15 protein-coding genes and 1 pseudogene are annotated in these 17,297 nt (G+C 65.5%); 1 reads left to right on the top strand and 15 read right to left on the bottom strand.

Annotation, left to right across the window (positions count from 1 at the left end; all coding sequences use genetic code 11):
* The first annotated feature begins 10 nt into the window (after positions 1–10).
* Positions 11–922, top strand: coding sequence for an adenosine deaminase (gene add, locus LRS09_RS03110; protein WP_257804189.1), 912 nt, complete (start codon positions 11–13; stop codon positions 920–922).
* 259 nt (positions 923–1,181) lie between these two features.
* Here the strand turns inward: add and LRS09_RS03115 are convergent.
* The 15 genes and pseudogenes from LRS09_RS03115 to LRS09_RS03185 form a co-directional block, all read right to left on the bottom strand.
* Positions 1,182–2,680, bottom strand: a pseudogene (locus tag LRS09_RS03115) (sugar ABC transporter ATP-binding protein).
* Complete coding sequence (locus tag LRS09_RS03120) at positions 2,677–3,777, bottom strand: strictosidine synthase (RefSeq protein ID WP_257804190.1); 1,101 nt, start codon at positions 3,775–3,777, stop codon at positions 2,677–2,679. The pseudogene LRS09_RS03115 and the gene LRS09_RS03120 overlap by 4 nt, the downstream one beginning before the upstream one ends.
* A complete protein-coding gene (locus tag LRS09_RS03125) occupies positions 3,774–5,753 on the bottom strand; it encodes an SMP-30/gluconolactonase/LRE family protein (protein ID WP_308240272.1) in 1,980 nt (659 codons plus the stop codon). Before LRS09_RS03125 ends, LRS09_RS03120 begins: the two co-directional genes overlap by 4 nt.
* Before the next feature lie 219 nt (positions 5,754–5,972).
* The gene (locus tag LRS09_RS03130) at positions 5,973–6,998 is read right to left on the bottom strand and encodes a sugar ABC transporter substrate-binding protein (RefSeq protein WP_257804191.1); all 1,026 of its coding nucleotides are present in this window, start codon (positions 6,996–6,998) and stop codon (positions 5,973–5,975) included.
* Between the two features lie 28 nt (positions 6,999–7,026).
* Complete coding sequence (locus LRS09_RS03135) at positions 7,027–7,998, bottom strand: ABC transporter permease (protein ID WP_257804192.1); 972 nt, start codon at positions 7,996–7,998, stop codon at positions 7,027–7,029.
* A gap of 215 nt (positions 7,999–8,213) precedes the next feature.
* A complete protein-coding gene (locus LRS09_RS03140; protein ID WP_257804194.1) occupies positions 8,214–9,221 on the bottom strand; it encodes a hypothetical protein in 1,008 nt (335 codons plus the stop codon).
* A complete protein-coding gene (locus tag LRS09_RS03145) occupies positions 9,218–9,664 on the bottom strand; it encodes a MaoC/PaaZ C-terminal domain-containing protein (protein WP_257804196.1) in 447 nt (148 codons plus the stop codon). The genes LRS09_RS03140 and LRS09_RS03145 overlap by 4 nt, the downstream gene beginning before the upstream one ends.
* A 9-nt stretch (positions 9,665–9,673) precedes the next feature.
* Complete coding sequence (locus tag LRS09_RS03150; RefSeq protein WP_257804200.1) at positions 9,674–10,876, bottom strand: acyl-CoA dehydrogenase family protein; 1,203 nt, start codon at positions 10,874–10,876, stop codon at positions 9,674–9,676.
* A gap of 13 nt (positions 10,877–10,889) precedes the next feature.
* Positions 10,890–12,509 (bottom strand): AMP-binding protein, encoded by a 1,620-nt coding sequence (locus LRS09_RS03155; RefSeq protein WP_257804201.1) that lies wholly within the window; start codon positions 12,507–12,509, stop codon positions 10,890–10,892.
* A gap of 29 nt (positions 12,510–12,538) precedes the next feature.
* Complete coding sequence (locus LRS09_RS03160; protein ID WP_257804202.1) at positions 12,539–13,009, bottom strand: hypothetical protein; 471 nt, start codon at positions 13,007–13,009, stop codon at positions 12,539–12,541.
* The gene (locus LRS09_RS03165) at positions 13,006–14,085 is read right to left on the bottom strand and encodes a phosphotransferase family protein (protein ID WP_257804203.1); all 1,080 of its coding nucleotides are present in this window, start codon (positions 14,083–14,085) and stop codon (positions 13,006–13,008) included. Before LRS09_RS03165 ends, LRS09_RS03160 begins: the two co-directional genes overlap by 4 nt.
* Complete coding sequence (locus LRS09_RS03170; protein WP_257804204.1) at positions 14,082–14,627, bottom strand: TRAP transporter small permease; 546 nt, start codon at positions 14,625–14,627, stop codon at positions 14,082–14,084. Before LRS09_RS03170 ends, LRS09_RS03165 begins: the two co-directional genes overlap by 4 nt.
* A 9-nt stretch (positions 14,628–14,636) precedes the next feature.
* Positions 14,637–15,950 (bottom strand): TRAP transporter large permease, encoded by a 1,314-nt coding sequence (locus LRS09_RS03175; protein ID WP_257804206.1) that lies wholly within the window; start codon positions 15,948–15,950, stop codon positions 14,637–14,639.
* A gap of 59 nt (positions 15,951–16,009) precedes the next feature.
* A complete protein-coding gene (locus LRS09_RS03180) occupies positions 16,010–16,681 on the bottom strand; it encodes a hypothetical protein (RefSeq protein WP_308240346.1) in 672 nt (223 codons plus the stop codon).
* Positions 16,615–17,106, bottom strand: a complete 492-nt coding sequence (locus LRS09_RS03185) for a hypothetical protein (protein WP_257804208.1) — start codon at positions 17,104–17,106, stop codon at positions 16,615–16,617. The genes LRS09_RS03180 and LRS09_RS03185 overlap by 67 nt, the downstream gene beginning before the upstream one ends.
* Between the last annotated feature and the right edge of the window lie 191 nt (positions 17,107–17,297).

Here is a 17,297-nt window from a genome sequence, read left to right on the forward strand (position 1 = left end):
GAAAGTGTCGATGATCGATTTGCATGTGCACTTGCGTGGCACCCTTACTCCGGCGATGGCTATTACTCTTGCCAAAAGGAATTCAATGAACCTCGACGCGGCTCGATTGGCCGCAAAAGGATTTGGGTGGCAAGACTTCACATCTTTTCTACACGCATACGACCATATCGCGTCAGTCATCGTCACCGCGCAAGACCTCGAGGAGGTCGCCTACGACTATCTTTCTCGGTCCGCACAACTTGGCACGACCTATGTCGAGTTCATGCTGTCGCCGCCTGATCTGATGCGTGCCGGTGTAGCGTTCGAAGATCAGCTCGCCGCATTGTCCGCAGCGCGTCATCGAGCGCTAGAGGCCCACGGCATCGATTGTCGAATGATTGCCACCGCAGTTCGGCATCTGGGGCCGACTGCCGCCATAGAGGCGGCGAGAGTAGCGGTCAGTCGTCGGGACGACATAGTGGTTGGCTTCGGCCTAACTGGCGACGAACGGTTGTTTGCTGCAAGCGATTTCGAAGAAGCGTTCCGGATCGCTCGATCAGAGGGTCTGCGCGCCACGGCTCATGCCGGCGAGCACTTAGGGCCAGATACCATCATTGAGGCTATTGAGGTGCTTGGACTGGAACGTGTAGGGCATGGGATCCGAGCAGTAGAATCGGAGTCGGTCACGCGCCAATTGGCTTCGGAAAAAGTGCCGCTCGAGTTGTGCCTGACGAGTAACCTTGCCTTAAATCTGTATCCCTCGATCAGCAAGCACCCCATTGGTCGATTGGCCGCAGCAGGTTGTGTTATCGTGCTGGGAACAGACGATCCCTCGTTCTTTTCGACCGATATCGCGGCGGAATATAAGTTGGCGGCAAACGTAGGTTTGTCTGCTCTCGACATTACTGCGCAAGCTAACGCGGCATCTTTTCGTGGTATTTGATGTTTGCGGCGGCGATTTCGAAGGCCGGAACGATGCGAATGTCCGCTTTTCGGGATTTGCAAATGGCAGTGCCACGACCGAAATGAGGTCGTAACCAGACACGCGGCCGTTCAGGCGACGGTCCGTCGCTGCTGCCGGGCGTGGCCCAGTGCACTCGGCAGTTCCTCCCTCCACGCTTCGCGTGGTCCCCTGCCGGGGCGAGCCGCTTGTCTCGTCCGTCCTTCGGACCCCTCGCTTCGCAGGGGAGGATTGGCGCTCGTCAATGCACCGCGGCGACATGATCTTCTCCTCGGTCGCCTCCGACGGCGCGAATTCTTCCACCACGCGGCCGGAGCGGCAGACGAGGATGCGGTCGGAGAGATTCATCACTTCGGGGAGGTAGGAGGAGATGACGACGATGGCGAGGCCTTCGTCGGCCAGCCTGTTGATGAAGGCGTGGATCTCGGCGATGGCGCCGACGTCGACGCCGCGGGTCGGCTCGTCGAAGATGATGACCTTCGGCTTCTGCACCAGCGACTTCGAGATCACGACCTTCTGCTGGTTGCCGCCCGACAGTTCGATGACGCGGGCGTTGGCGTTGATCGCCTTGATGTTGAGGGTCTTCGTCCAGTCGGCGGCGAGCGCGCGCATCTCGGCCATGTTGACGACGGAGCTGCTGGTGAGGCCGGCGGCCAGCGCGCCCATGTAGAGGTTTTCGGGGATCGTCATGGTCTCGAAGAAGCCTTCGATCTTGCGGTCCTCGGTGACGTAGACGATGCCGTCCTGCACCGCCTGGCGCGGCACGCGGTAGCGCACCGAGCGGTCGCGCAGCCGGATCTCGCCGCCGTTGAAGAAGTTGCGCTTGACCACACCGGAGATGATCTTGGCGACCTCGGTGCGGCCGGAGCCGATCAGGCCGAACATGCCGGTGATCTGGCCGCTGTAGATCGAGAAGGAGGTGTTGCGCACGATCGCGCCCATCGACACGTTCTGGACGGAGAGCACCTTCTCGCCGACGGCGCGCGGCTCCTCGCCGGCCTCGTGGCGGTAGAGCGAGTTGGACAGCGAGCGGCCGACCATGGCGCGGATGATCTTGTCGCGGTCGAAGTTCTTCGCCGCGTCGCTGGCGACCAGCTCGCCGTCGCGCAGCACGGTGATGCGGTCGGCGATCGCCAGCGCCTCTTCCAGCGCGTGGCTGATGAAGATGATCGACACGCCCGACTTCTTCAGCCGCTCGACCAAAGAGAAGAAATGGCGCTTTTCCTCCGGCGTCAGCGAGGCGGTGGGCTCGTCGAAGATGATGACCTGCACGTTCTTGCGCACCGCGCGCGCGATCTCGACCATCTGCTTGTGGGCGGCGCCGAGGGAGGAGACGAGCGCGGTCGGGTTCACGTTGAAGTTCAGCGACTGCAGGAAGGTCTGCGCGGCGATGTTGAGGCCGCGGATGCGGTTGAACAGGTTCTCGTCGCCGAGATAGAGGTTCTGCGCCACCGTCATCGAGGGCACGAGGCTGGTCTCCTGGAAGACCATGACGACGCCGTGATCGAGCGCCTGCGCCGGGGTGTGGAAGGAGACCGGCGTGCCGTTGAGCAGCATCTCGCCGCTGGTGGCCTGCGTGACGCCGCACATCATCTTGGTCAGCGTCGACTTGCCGGCGCCGTTCTCGCCGAGCAGCGCGTGAACCTCGCCCTTCTGGAGCACGAAGTCGACCTTCGTGACGGCGGGAACGCCGCGATACTCCTTGGTGACCTGCTTCATCTCGATGAGCGGTTGCATCATGCGGCTCCCGAAGACGGTTTCGAACCGGGGCGGACCTCGACGATGGCGTCGCCGCCCTTGCTGGCGACGAGCAGCCTGTCGCCGTCGGGCAGACAAGAGAACACGCCGTGCCGCGTGCCGTCGGCGCGGCTGTGCCAGGAGGCGACGGGGCGGAACGCCTCGTCGAGCCTGACGACGAGGCCGTAGGAACGCGTCGGCGCCCAGGGCTTCAGCATGCCGAGATGCTTCTGCGCGCCGCCCTGCAGCGGCTCGAGGAAGGTGGCCGAGGGCTTGAGCGAGGGGGCGGCCCAGTAGGCCTCGTCGATCTCCTCGATCATGCGCGCGAGGAAGGCCGGCTCGCGCTGCACGAACTCGATGATCTGGTTGCGCGGCGCAAACAGCGCCAGCCAGTAGCCGCCGGCCGGATCGCGGTGGATGCGCGCCGGATAGCCCGGCAGGTCGGCGAGCACGGGCTGCGGCCCGCGGCCTTCGGCGAGCGCGACGAGCCGGTGCTTCCAGCTTTCCGAGACCACCAGGCGGCCGTCCGGCGCGACGACGATGCCGAGCGGCCAGCCGAGGCCGGAGGCGATGCGGGTCTGGCGCGAGCCGTCGGTGGAGATGCGCCACACCGATCCGTCGGTGCGGCGCTCCATCAGGTCGCGCTTCCATTCGGACTGGCTGCGCCTCGAGGAGCCCTGCGCGACGAGCAGTTCGCCGTCCGAAGCGAAGGCGAGCGCGGTGATGCAGCGCATCGGGCCGTCGCCGAGCTCGTCCACCAGCGCGCGGCGGCCGTCGGGCTCGATGACGGCGAGGCCGCCGTCGGCGAGCGCGGCGGCGATGCGGCCCTTAGGCGACGCCGCGAGCGCGGCGATGTCGGAACCGAGGTCGGCCACCGGTTCGGAGCCGTGCGGGGTCAGACGGCGGATCTCGGCGCCGGCGCTGAAGACGACGCCCTTGCCGTCCAGCGCCAGATCGTCCGGCGCGGTGACGGCGAGAACCAGCCCGGCCTCTTCCAGCAGGCGGTTCGGGCGCAGCGCGCCGTCCATCGGCGGCACGGTGACCGCCGCCTCGCCGCTGCCGCGGAAATTGTCCCAGGCCCGTCTGACAGCGCCGATCACGACTTCGTCCCCCAGTAGTCCTCAAGCGACGTCCAGTTCGGATCGGCATCCGGAATCCTGTACTTGCCGACCCGGTTGTTGTAGATGCCGCCGAGATAGAGGAAGCCCTTGTGCTCGCGGATCGAGGTGATCATCGGATGCGCCTCGCCGCCGAGGTCCCACAGCACGTCGAGGATGGTGCCGTCGGCGTCGAACTTGATGACGCAGCCGGTGTTCATGTTCGGGTAGAGCCAGTCGTCGCGGCCGACCTTCTGCACCATGCGGCGGCGGAAGGAGGGCATGCGCAGCGCAAGGTCGAAGACCGGGGCGCGCATGCCGCAGAGCGCGCACCAGTAGGTGCCGTCGGAGGCGCGGTTGATGTTGTCGGGATAGCCCGGCAGGTTGTCGATGACGACTTCCTTCTGGCCCTTCTTCGGCCCGTCGAAATACCAGCGGGTGATGCGGCAGCCCCAGGTCTCGGCGAAGAGCAGCGACTGGCCGCTCTTCTCAACGCAGATGCCGTTGGGAAGCTGCAGGTTCGGCAGCACGGTGCGCGAGGAATTGGTCTTCGGGTCGTAGCAGATGATGCGGCCGTTGCCGCGGCCTTCCAACGCGTCGACCATCCAGTCGTACATCTCGTAGCGGACGGTTGCCTCGGAAAAGTAGACCTTGCCGTCGGGCGCGATGTCGAGGTCATCGGCAAGGCGCAGGCGGGAGTCGTCGACGATCGAGAGCAGCGAGCGGTTGGTCTCGTCGGAGAGTTTCGTGACCTCGCCGGCGGGCGAGATCTTGTAGAGGCCCATGCCGCCGACGCAGGTGTGCAGGTTGCCTTGCGCGTCGAAGGCGAAGCCGAGCGGGTGGCCGCCGATATGGGCGAAGACCTCCCAGCGCGTGTGGTCGGGCGCGAAGAAGCGGATGACGTCGCCGTGGCGCGAGCCACAGTAGAGGTTGTCATCCTTGTCGAAGATGACGTCCTCCGGCCCGTCGAGTTCGCCGAGCCCGATGGCCTCCACGCCGCGCAGCTTGTCGTTCAGCGCATAGGGCGACGCGGAGCCTTCTGCCGTTTCCGGCAGCGGCGGCAGGGCGAAATAGGTCGGCGAGACATAGGCGCGCGCCAGCACCTTGTGACGGTTCTTGACCCAGCGCACGTCGATGGCGACGGCGGCAAGCAGGATCAGGCCGAGGACGAGGGACGAGGTGCCGCTGGTGAGCCCCATGCGGATCAGGCTGTTCTGCACGAGCAGGATGATGATCGCGCCGAGCATCGCCTTGACGATCGAGCCGCGGCCGCCGCCGAGCGAGATGCCGCCGAGCACGGCCGCCGTCAGCATCGTCACCTCGAGGCCCTTGCCGACGTCGGTGCCGGCGCTGGACAGGCGGGCCGCGTAGAAGGTGGCCGCGAGACCGGTCAGGACGCCGGAGAGGACGTAGGTGGCGCAGATGGTGCGCTTGACGCGGATGCCGGCATTGTAGGCGGAGCGGCGCGAACCGCCGACGGCCATGACGTGCCAGCCGAAGCGCATGCGGGTAAGCACCACGTGGCCCACGATGGCGATGACGATCGCCACGACGAGGCTCGACGGGATGCCGAACACCTTGCCGATCGCCATGAACTCCCAGGCGGCCGAGGCATTGAAGCCGCGCATGATCTGCTGGCCGTAGTCGAGCAGCGCCTGGTCGACCACCGCGCGCACGATGATCAGCATCACCAGCGTGGTGAGGAAGGCGCGCATGCCGAGATAGCCGATGAGCACGCCGTTGACGAGGCCGATCAGGCCGCCGAGCAGCATCACGGCCGGGATGCCGATGGCGAGGTTGATCTCCATCGAATTGATGAGCAGCAGCGCCGCGAGGTTGCAGAAGGCGAAGACCGAGCCGACGGTCAGGTCGATGCCGCCCGCCATCATCACGAAGGTGATGCCGACGATGATGATGAGATACTCGCCGTAGATCTGGGCGATGTCGGAGAGGTTCGAGCCGCCGAGGAAGCCGGGCATCGCCACGCTGAAGAAGGCGAAGACCGCGGCCAGGATCGTGACCGGGATCAGCGTGTCGATCCAGCTCTTGGACAGGATCTCGCCGACGAACTTGTCCGGAATACCGGTATCGCCAGCGTGTCCAGGTTTCCGACGACGCCATCTGCACAGTCTCCAATCGCACGTTCGGGAAAGCGACCGGCGCGGCGGGCGCGCCGGTCCGTCAGGCAGGCGTGCTTGTCAGCCGCCGAACGCCTTCATCTCCTCCAGCGTCCAGCAGGACGAGGGGGTGAGATTGTCCTTGGTCAGGATCTTGAGCGGCGTGTAGAGCGCGAAGGGAGCGCTGCCGGGCTTCGGCTTGGTCTGCAGCAGGATCTTGACCGCCGCGTTGAGGTCGCGCGCCTGGCCGGGAACGTCGTAGCTGACATAGGCGTCGAAGCTGCCGTTCTCGATGTTGTCGCAGGCAGCCGCCTTCGAACCGCCGCCCGACGAGACGAAGTAGACCTGATCCTGCATGTTGGCCTCGCGGATAGCGGCGGCCGTGCCGGTGTCCTGGCCGTCCCAGACGCCAAGGATGCCGCACAGGTCCGGGTTCTGCTTCAGCACGGTCGAGGTGATCGCCTGCGCCTTGGCGGGATCGAAGTCGGCCGACTGGCGGGCGACGACCTGGATCTCCGGGTTCTGCGCGAAGACGTCGTCGAAGGCCTGGTTGCCGATGACGATGGTGGGGGTGGCGGCCTGCCCGGTGATGATGGCGACCTTGCCGTTCTTGCCCGAATCCTTGCCGCACGCCTTCACGATGGCCTGGGCCTGCTTGAGGCCGAGATCGTACCAGTCGGCGCCCACATAGGCGTCGCCATTGGTGACCGACTTGAGGTTGACCTGCACGACGTTGATGCCCTCGGCCATCGCCTTCGGCACGATGCGGTTGTAGGCCTGCTGGTCGAGCGGGTGCAGGATCAGCACGTCCGGCTTGTCGGCGATGAAGCCGTTGGCGGCCTGGACGCCGGCCTCGACGTTCCAGTTCGGGTCGCGCACGTCGACGGTGTAGCCGAGCGCCTTGGCCTGGTTCTGCAGGCCGGCATTCCAGCCCTCGGTGAGGTCGAAGCCCATCGACAGCGGCACGAAGGCGACCTTCTTGCCCTTGAGCACGTCGTAATAGCCCTTCGACTGGCCGTCGTCGTAAGGTTCGGAGACGGCGACGCCCGCCGTCATCACCAGCGCCGCGGTCGCGGCGAGCGCTTTGAGAAGCTTCATTCCAGACATGTCATTTTCCTCCACTTGAAATGACGGTTCAGATGTCCCCGTGCTGAGCGGTCTGTTCGTCACGGGGGTTGAGCAGGGTGTCGACCACGATCGCCGCGAGCAGGATGACGCTCTTGAGGATGCTCTGGACGGTGTAGGTCAGGTTCATGATCGTCATGCCGTTGAGCAGGATGCCGATCAGGATGGTGCCGACGATGACGTTGCGGATGCCGCCCTTGCCGCCCGACAGGCCGATGCCGCCCAGCACGACGACGAGGATGACGTCGTAGACCATGGTCGACAGCGCGAGGCGGGTGTTGATCTGCGACAGGGCGGTGGCCATGACGATGCCGGCGATCAGCGCGATGATCGAGATCAGCACATACTGGACGACGATCATCGGCCGGACCGGGATGCCGGTGATGCGCGCGGCGGCGGGGTTGTCGCCCATGCCGTAGATGAAGCGGCCGGGCTTGAGGTAGCGCAGGAACAGCCAGGCGACGAGCGCCACCAACGCGAAGACGATGACCGGCGTCGGCACGCCGAGCACACGCCCGCTGCCGATCGAATAGAACCAGGACGAGCGGTCGCCGCCGACGTAGACGGCCTCGATCGGCACCAGATAGGCCTTGCCGAAGCCGTAGATGGCGATGCCCATGGCAAGCGTGGCGAAGATCGCCGGGATCTCGACATAGGCGATCAGCACGCCGTTGATGATGCCGACGACGATGACGAAGGCGAGCGCGCAGAGCAGCGCCAGCCACAGCGGCAGCCCGTCATTCACGAGCGAGAGCATCCAGGCGACCGAGATCGGCATGGTCGACAGCACCGACAGGTCGATGCCGCGCCCGATGATGGCGATGGCCATGCCGACTCCAAGGATGCCGAGGATCGATACGTTCTGGACGAGCGAGAGCAGGTTGCCCGGATCGAGGAAACCGGGAAGCGCGACCGAGAAAGCGACGAACAGCGCCACCGCGATCACCAGCACGATACGTTCCTGAGAGAGGCCTCTCAACATCGGTGTGGTCTCCTCCCCACCGCACCCATCCAGGCTGCGAGATCTAATGAATGATGTTCACTAATACGCAGAACTGTCAATCAGATTTTCGGTGCCGGTAAAAAGCAAAATGTGCGATAGGCGGCTGATTTTGCAAAAAACAGACAAATTCTGACCTTGATGGGACACTAATGAATTAGGCCCATCAAAATCCGATGCACAGCGTCCGCCAGCCCTCAGAGAGGGTAGCCGACGATCTTTCCGTCCTCGATCCGCTCGATGTATTCGGTCATGCCGTATCCGACCTGATCGCCCCAGGTGAACCGGGTGAAGCCTTCGGCCACGCGGCTCACGAGAACGCCCTCTTCCGTCTTGCGGCGATTGCGCAGCGGCGCGAGCTGGAGGATTTCTCCGTCGATCCTTACCTTGCGCTTCGCCGTCATCACGCCGAGGCGGACGAAGGCGGGATCCTGCTTGCCGGTCCAGTCGGTCTGCACCTCGAGGTCCATCACCTCCTCGTACTCGCCGTCGACGAGCAGCACGCCCTGGCGGCGCACATTGCCGGACTGGTCGGTGATCTTGAGCAGCATGAAGCCGTCGCCGTTCGGGAAATTGGCGAGGAAGAGGCGGTAGAAGTAGATGGCCTGCCAGTAGCGCGGGCCCCAGGAGTGGTCGCGCCAGCCGTGGCCGTCGATCTCCCAGCTCTGGTCGCCGACCTTGATGACGCCCTTGGCGCGGCTGTGCTGGTTGAAGTGGCCAAGCGAGAAGTCGCGGCCGTACATCGTCTGGACCGTGTCGTCGACCGGCTCGCCGCCATGGACGGGCGATTCCGCCACATGCGTCCACGAGGCGTGGCCGGGCAGCCGCGGTCCCTTTGCGAACAGCTCCTGCGGATTGCGCAGATCTTCCGGATTGTCGACGATGATGAGCTCGCCGTCATAGCTCATCGTCACGCTCTTGAGCGGCTCGTTGACGGTATACTTGATGCCGCCGGCCTCATGCCTGTCGTTGCTGGTGATCGCCGGGCGCTGGAACTGGCAGGCGATGCGTCCGTCCGGAAGGTAGAGGCAGACCGAAAGCTCGGCGTAGCCTTCGTTGACGCGGTTGCCGAGACGCATCCAGCCGCCGAACTCGCCCTTCGAGTCGAAGGCATTCGTGTAGACGCTCTCGTTGAAGTTGACCGACGAGTCCGGCTGGTGCGTGAACTCGTGCTCGGGCCGCATGATGTATTTGTCGTCGCTCACTGTCCGGCCTCCGCCTTGTCGTCGAGGCGCACGATGACCTTCATGCGCCCGCGCTGGATCTGCTCGTCCCGCTGGTTCAGGACCTCGAAACCGTAGGTCGCGAGCCCGCGCCCGGGCTTGGAGGTGGGACGCACCTCCTCGACCGTGACCCGTGAGCGGACCGTGTCGCCGATCTTCACCGCGCCTGAAAAATCCCAGCTGATGTTGACGAGGCCGATGACGCGTTCCCCGAACAGGCCGGTATGCGTCGCCATGCCGATCGCCGTCGCCATCGAATGCGGGCCATGCGCGATGCGGGTTCCGTGCGGCGACGTCCTGGCGAAGGTCTCGTCGACATGGATCGGCGTGAAATCGCCGACGAGGCCGGCGAACAGGTTCACGTCCCCTTCCCCGATGGTGCGGCCCGCCGTCATGGCGGATTGGCCGACTTGCAGTGGAATCATGGTCTGTCCTCAGTTCAGCTTGCCGAGCTCGACTCGGGCGAGCGCCTCGCGATGGACCTCGTCGGGCCCGTCGCCGATGCGCAGGAAGCGGGTTTCGGCGAAGGCCTCGGCCAGGAAGAAGTCCTGCGACAGGCCGGCCCCGCCATGCACCTGGATCGCACGGTCGATCACCTTGCCGGCGGTCTCGGGCACGACGATCTTGGCGACGGCGATCTCGTTGCGCGCGGCCTTGTTGCCGAGCCTGTCCATCGTCCATGCCGCCTTGAGCGTGACGAGGCGGGCCTGCTCTATGTCGCAGCGCGACTGGCCGATCGCCTGGCGGATGGCGCCCATCTCGGCGAAGCTGGAGCCGAAGGCAGTGCGCGACCTCGCCCGCTCGCACATGATCTCCAGCGCGCGCTCGGCGAGCCCGATGAAGCGCATGCAGTGATGGATCCGGCCGGGGCCGAGCCGCCCCTGAGCGACCTCGAACCCCCTGCCCTCGCCGAGGAGAATGTTCTCGGCCGGCACGCGGACATTGTCGAACACGACCTCGCCATGGCCGAGGGGCGCGTGCTCGTAGCCGTAGACGCTCAGCGCCCGCTCGACCGTCACGCCGGGCGTTTCCATCGGCACGAGGATCATCGACTGCTGCTTGTGCTTCGGCGCCGAGCGGTCGCTCTTGCCCATCACGATCGCTACCTTGCAGCGCTCGGAATTGGCACCTGTCGTCCACCACTTGCGGCCGTTGACGACGTAGTGGTCGCCATCGCGGCGGATGTCGGTCTCGATATTGGTGGCGTCGGACGAGGCGACGCGCGGCTCGGTCATGGCGAAGCAGGATCGGATCTCGCCGGTGAGCAGCGGCTTCAGCCAGCGCTCCTTCTGGGCATCGGTGCCATACATGGAGATGATCTCCATGTTGCCGACGTCGGGTGCGTTGCAGTTGAAGATCTCCGGCGCGGCGAGCGAGCGGCCGAGGATCTCGCAGAGCTGCGAATATTCCCAGTTCGACAGGCCCTGTCCTTCCGGGCCGTGGTTGTAGAACAGGTTCCACAGGCCGGCGGCCTTGGCCTTCTGCATCAGCTCCATGGCCAGCGGACGCGGCGACCATTTCTCCGCCTCGCGCGGCGGCTTCAGCAGCGCGTGCTCGTTGGGGTAGACGTGCTCTTCCATGAAGGCGACGAGCTTGTCGCGCAGGGCCGTGGCATGAGGGGACAGTTCAGCGAACATCGATCATTCTCCGTCAGGCGCTCTTCAGCCCGACCTTCTCGCGCTTGATGCGGATGCCGGCGGCATCGCGGTCCCAGGTGTCGTCGGTGATGCCGGCCTCGCGCAGCTTCACCTTCTCGATCTTCGCCGTCGGCGTGCGCGGCAGGCCGTCGACGACGCGCACGTAGCGGGGGATCATGAAGTGGGCCATGCGCGGGCGCAGGAACTCGATCAGCTCGGCGGGATCGAACTCGACGCCCTCCTTGAGGGCCACCACGGCCATGACCTCGTCCTCGGCGATCTCGCTCTTCACCGCCACCGCGGCCGCCTCGCGCACTGCCGGATGGGAGAGAACTTCGGATTCCACCTCGAAGGAGGAGATGTTCTCGCCACGCCTGCGGATCGCGTCCTTGAGCCGGTCGACGAAGTAGAAGTTGCCCTCGGCATCCTTGCGGAAGCCGTCGCCGGTGTGGAACCAGCCATTGCGCCAGGCCGTGGCCGTGGCTTCGGGGTTGCCGGCATAGCCGTGGTTCAGTGCCCACGGGCATTCCGTGCGGACGATGAGCTCTCCGACCGCGCCGACCGGCACCTCGCAATCGTTCTCGTCGACGATCCGCACCTCGACGCCGGAGCGCATCTTGCCGGCGCTGCCCAGCGCTGTCGGATTGGGATCCGATACGATCGGCATCGAGATCTCGGTCATGTTGAAGTGCGTGTGCACCTCGGTGCCGAAGCGCTCGTGGAACTGCGGCGCGGTGTCGTTGAGCGGCACATAGGTGCAGGTGCGCAGCGTGTGGTTCTTGTCGTCGGGGCTCGGCGGACGCTTGAGCAGGAAGCCGCCCATCACGCCGAGCAGGATGACAGTCGTGATCTGCCGCTGCCGGATCGTGTCCCAGAACGTGTTCGTGTCGAAGGCGTCGACCATGACGATCGAGCCGCCATGGACGAGCATGGCAGTCACCGGCATGACGCCGCCGGAATGGAACATCGGCAGGTTGACCATGTAGCGTTCGTCGGAACGCAGGAAGGGCGCCGCCTTCGCCATCGAATAGAGATGCATGTAGGACGACATGACGCCCTTGGACGGACCAGTCGTTCCCGAGGTGAAGATGATCGACTGCATGTCCCACGGCGCGATCTCGCGCTCCAGCGCGGGCGCGGTCGTATCCGTCGACTTGAATGCCTGCGACTGGTGAACCTTGAGGCCCGTGACGTCCTGGCCGGCGCCGCCGAGGACCACGATCTCCTCCAGCCGGCTGAGCTCGACCTCGCCGAGGCGCTGGTGCAGGTCGGCGTGGATCAGGCCGAGGCGGGCTTCCGAGAGCTTGACCGCATGGCGCAGAAGGTTGCCGCGATAGGCAAGGTTGATCGGCACGAAGACCGCGCCCAGCATGTTGAGGCCGAACCAGGCGCGCAGGCAGTCGGCGCTGTTGGGCAGCCAGCACAGCACGCGTTCGCCCTGCTTCACACCCAGCGCCTTCAAGGCATTGGCGGTGGTGATCGCCTCGCGCAGCGTGTCGGCATAGGTCCAGGTCTCGCCGTCCTGGAAGACGGCGAAGACCTTGTCCGGCTGCGCCTTTGTCCAGCGCTCCAGCATGTAGCGCTGGATGCACTGGTCGGGGGGCGGCATTCTGGGATCAAGATGATAGGTCATGGTTCAACCTCGCAGTCATGCTGCCTTCATCACACTTTGGCGCCGTCGCCGCCGCTCGCGATCTCGGCGAACAGCGGCTTGCGCGTGATCTTCATTTCGGCGGCCATCTCGTCGTGCAGGTGCGCCTGGACGAGCGCGGCGGCACGCGCGAAATCCGGCTCGTGCCGGCGCGGCCAGATCGCCGCGATCGCATCGCCGATCGCAGCGTCGAGCATGCCCTTGGCGAGAAGCAGTTCCTCCGCTGTGGCGGCCTGCGCGTCGGCCGTGTCAGGCAGCGCGCCGGGCACGACCTCGGCGATGCCGGCGAGAAGCGCACGCTTCTCCTCGATCTGCCGGGCAAGCGGCGCCTGCGCCCACTCGACGCGCGGCGCGATGTTGTTCAAGAGGTCGATGACGCCGACGGCCTGGCCGCGGGCATAGGAGTCGGCGACGTGCGGGATGACGTCGGAGCGCATGGTGGCGATGATGCCGTCGATCATGCGTTGCAGCGGAATGTTCACGAGGCGCGCTCCATTGCCGATTCCACCTGCAGCAGCAGGCGCGGGATCTGCGCCCCCATGCCGGCCATTCTGAGATCGTTGAAGCCGCGGCGGGCGAAGCAGTCGGTCGCGCCGTAATGCATGATGGCGAGCTTGAAGGTGCCGAACGCCTCCCAATAGGCCATGTCGGCGAGCGAGACCTCGTGGCCGGTGAGCGCGCCGTAGCGGTCGCGCAGCTCCTCGCGCTCGAAGAAATGGCACATATAGGGCGAGCGGCCGCGCCAGGCCTGCAGGCAGACCCAGCCGAGATCCTCCACCGGATCGCCGAGCCGGACCAGTTCCCAGTCGAGGATGGCGGTGATCTCGCCGTCGACCTCGAGGAAATTGCCGATGCGATAGTCGCCATGGGTGATCGAGATGCGCGAGGCGACCGGCGCGTTCTCGCGCAGCCAGGCGGCAGCAAGCTCCAGCATCGGCACGCGGCCAGGCGACCAGCGGGCGAGGTTCGCCATCCAGTTGTCGACCTGCTCGCCTGCCGTACGGCGGACATCCTTGGTGCCGTCGATCGAGGCGACCGGCGTGTCCTCCCAGCGGAACTTGTGCAGGGCGGCAAGGGCAGCCACGAACTGGGTGCCGAGCAGCACGCGCCGCTCCTCGTCGAAGGCCGGACCGCCATCATGCGTCCACGGGATCGGCGCCTCGCCGGGGACGAGGTCGCAGACGAAGAAGGGCGCGCCGAGGATCGAGGTGTCGTCACTGTACCAGTAGACGCGCGGCACCGGCACGGCACTGTCGGAGAGCGCCTTGAGCGTCACGAATTCGGGATAGGCGTGATACGGCCCGAAGATGCCCGTCGGCGGCCCGGCCCGCAGGATCAGGTCGCGCTCGATAGCGACGCCACCCTCCGACCACTTCGCCTGGAAGCCGTAGGTGACCCAGGAGAAGCCGACGGTGAAGCGCCTGAGCGGGCCGATCTCGACCGCGCCGCCCACCTGCGCGCTGGCGAAGGCGGCGAGCGTCGAGCGGATCGCCTCGACGGCGGTCGGGTCGAACGGGACGGGACCATCCCGACGCATGCGAAGGGCACTCGCTGTCATACTGCTGAACTTCCATTATGCACATCGGCGGCGCCGGAGACCGGCAGTCCGAGAAGGCGGCGCATATCGCGGTAGAGGAGACGCGCCATCTCCAGGATCATCAGGCCGAAGGCGAGCGGCATCATCACCAGGATCGGCCAGAGCGGCAGGAAGTTGGTGCCGATCTGCATCGTCCGGTTCTGGACGATGCTGCCCCAGACGAAGCGGAAGATGAACCACATGAAGACGGCATAGACGGCGATCTCGACGATCATGGCCACAGCCGCGATCAGTGCCCGCCGGCGCGGCGGCTGCGCGTCCGCGAAGGTCTCCAGCCGCGGGAACAGCCCGTCGCGATGGGCGATCGGCATCGCCCAGAAGACGAGCAGCGGGAAGAGGATGCGCTCGACGATGTTGTAGGCGCCGGGGATCAGGTCCATCTGCAGGAAATAGCGGCCGGCGACGCTGATGACGGTCACCATCATCATGATGAACAGCATCGAGCCCGCCCCGACCGCCGCGAGGCCCCATTCGAACGCCCAGATCGCTCTCCAGAAACGCATGGGCGGACCTCAGTTCAGGTGGCTCGGCAGCCAGGTGGCAATGCCGGGGAAGAGCATCATCGCTGCGACGACCACAAAGGCGGAGATCGAGGAAAACAGCATGCACGGCCGGAACACCGGTCCGACCGGCGTTCGCGCCGCTGTCGCGGCCGAGAAGGCGACGAGACCGACGGGCGGTGTGAGCAGGCCGAGCGAAATGACGAAGCAGGCGATGACGCCGAACCAGATGAGGTCCACGCCGGCAGCCTGCACCATCGGCAGCACGATCGGGATCGAGAGGACGATGATGGTCACTTCCTCGAGCACCATGCCGGCGACGAACAGGCCCAGCATCAGGACGAGGATCAGCGCGGTCGGATTGGCGACCAGCGGCTCGGCGAAGTGGAGCAGTTCCGTCGGCAGGCGCGAGAAGGACATGAAGCGCGAGAAGATCTGTGCCGCGATGAGCAGCATGAGCAGCATCGCCGAAACCTTGACGGAATCGACCAGCGCGCGGCCGATGTCGCCGAGCCCGACGCGGCGCATCGCGATCATGCCGACGAAGGCCGCGAAGGCCCCCAGCGCACCGGCCTCGCCCACGGTAACGATGCCGCCGTAAATGCCGCCGAAGACAACGACCATCAGCGCCACGACGAAGATGAAGGCGCTGACCGAGCGGCGCGTCGTCGCCGGATCGTCGTCCTCGACCTCGCCGCGCACGCCGTCCTCGACGCCGGGAACGACATCGCCGAAGGCATAGAGGCATCCGACATAGACGAGGATGCACAGAAGCGCCGGCCCGATCGAGCCGATGAACAGGTGGCCGATCGGCGTCTCCGTCAGCGAGCCGTAGATCATGATCAGCAGGCTTGGCGGGATGATGACCGACAGCGAGCCGGAAATGGCTGCGAGCGCTACGGAGAAGCTGCGCGTGTAGCCGACGCGCTGCAGCTCCGGGCCGGCGAGCGTGGCGAGCGCGGCCGCACTTGCCGTGCCGGAGCCGGACACCGCGCCGAGCAGGCCGCCGGTGATGAGCGTTGCGACACCGAGCGGAAAGCGCCGGTAGCCGGCGATGCGGTGGCCGACGCGGAACAAGTCGACGATGACGCCGCCCTTCAGCAGCAGCTGCGCCATGAGGAGATAAAGCGGAATGATCGACAGCGTGTAGGTGGACGCCGTGTAGAACGTATCGGTTCCGATGATGCCGTTGAGCACGCCCGGCCCGATCCACAGAATGATGCCGAGAATACCCGCCCCGAGCAGGCAGGTCGCGACCGCCTGACCTGCCATCATGAAGACGACAATCCACGCGGTGACGGCCCAGATGATCCAGTCCTTGGACATGCCCGATCCCTCGTCCGATCCGACGGCGCCGCGCGAACGCGACGCCGCAAGGATGGTCCTTACTTGGCCAGATAGTCGGCGACGCCGTCCGGCAGGGTGCCGCCCTCGGCCTGGATGAGCTCGGCATAGAGCTTCGCAGCTGCCTTGGCCGGATGGCCGTTGGCCTCGGTCTTCTCGATCCACGCCACCCACGTGTCGGCGGCGGCCTTCTCGATGTGCTGCTTCATCGCGGGCGACAGGTCGTTGATCGAGGTGAACTCGCCGCCATCCTTGGCGATCGACTCGTCCTTCACCTTGGTCAGACGCGTCTGCCACTCCGTCGCATTCGACGCGGCGACCTCGCGGGCGGTCTTGTCGAAGGTCGCCTTCTGCTCGTCGGTAAGCTCGTTCCAGGCGGCGTCGCTGATCGCGAGATAGCTCTCCCAGTGACCGATCGACACGTCGACGATCGAATGGCGCAGCAACTGCTGCAGCGAATAGGACGGCCAGTCGGAGATGGCGATGACGAGACCCTCGATCGTGCCGCGCGACGCCGCCTCGAAAGCCTGCGAACCGGGCAGCGTCACCGGGGTGGCGCCAAGCTTCTCCAGCATGATCGTGTGCAGCGCTGAGCCAGCGCGCAGCGGCGTGCCGTTGAAGTCGGCCGGCTCCTTCAGCACCTTCTTCACGGTCGAGATCGAATAGGGCGCGGTGGCGCCGAGCGCCCAGGCGCGGATGCCCTTGTCGGCGATCTCGTATGCTGATAGAACGTCTTGCCGTCCTTCAGCACCACGTCGGAATCGAGCATCTTCTGGAAGGCGCGTGTGACCATCGGCGAGTCCGTGCCGTAGGCCGGCAGTTGGGTCACGTCGGACAGCGGGAAGCGGCCTTCATGGTACGGCGCGAGCAGAGGTGCTGCGACGGCAATCGTGCCGCTGGTGAGTGCATCCAGTTCCTTGCCGACGCCGACCAGCTCGCCGGCGTAGAAGCGGGTGAACTTGACGTCCGGTATGCCCTTCTCAATCGCATCGGCGAACGGATCCATATGCGCGCCGACCCAGGGGTGCGGCTTGCCGAGGCCGGTCGAGATGATGAGATCGGCCGCGCTGGCGGAGGTGCCCAGCGCCGCACCGAGAAGTGCGGTCGCCGTCACCAATTTACGTGCGAAATGAAACATATGCCCTCCCTTGGGACAGCCGGAATCGTTTCGAGGCCAGGGGGCTCGACATTCGCGGCGCTACATTGGATACGACCGGCCTCCACCGGTCCCGCAAACGTCCCTTCTGCCTGGATCGGCACTCCTCCGGGAACGTCCACATCATTCATGCTAATCTCTTTTGCCGGTTTGTAAACAGAAATGAATCACGA

This window comes from Mesorhizobium sp. J428 (genome assembly GCF_024699925.1).
Lineage (GTDB): Bacteria > Pseudomonadota > Alphaproteobacteria > Rhizobiales > Rhizobiaceae > Mesorhizobium_A.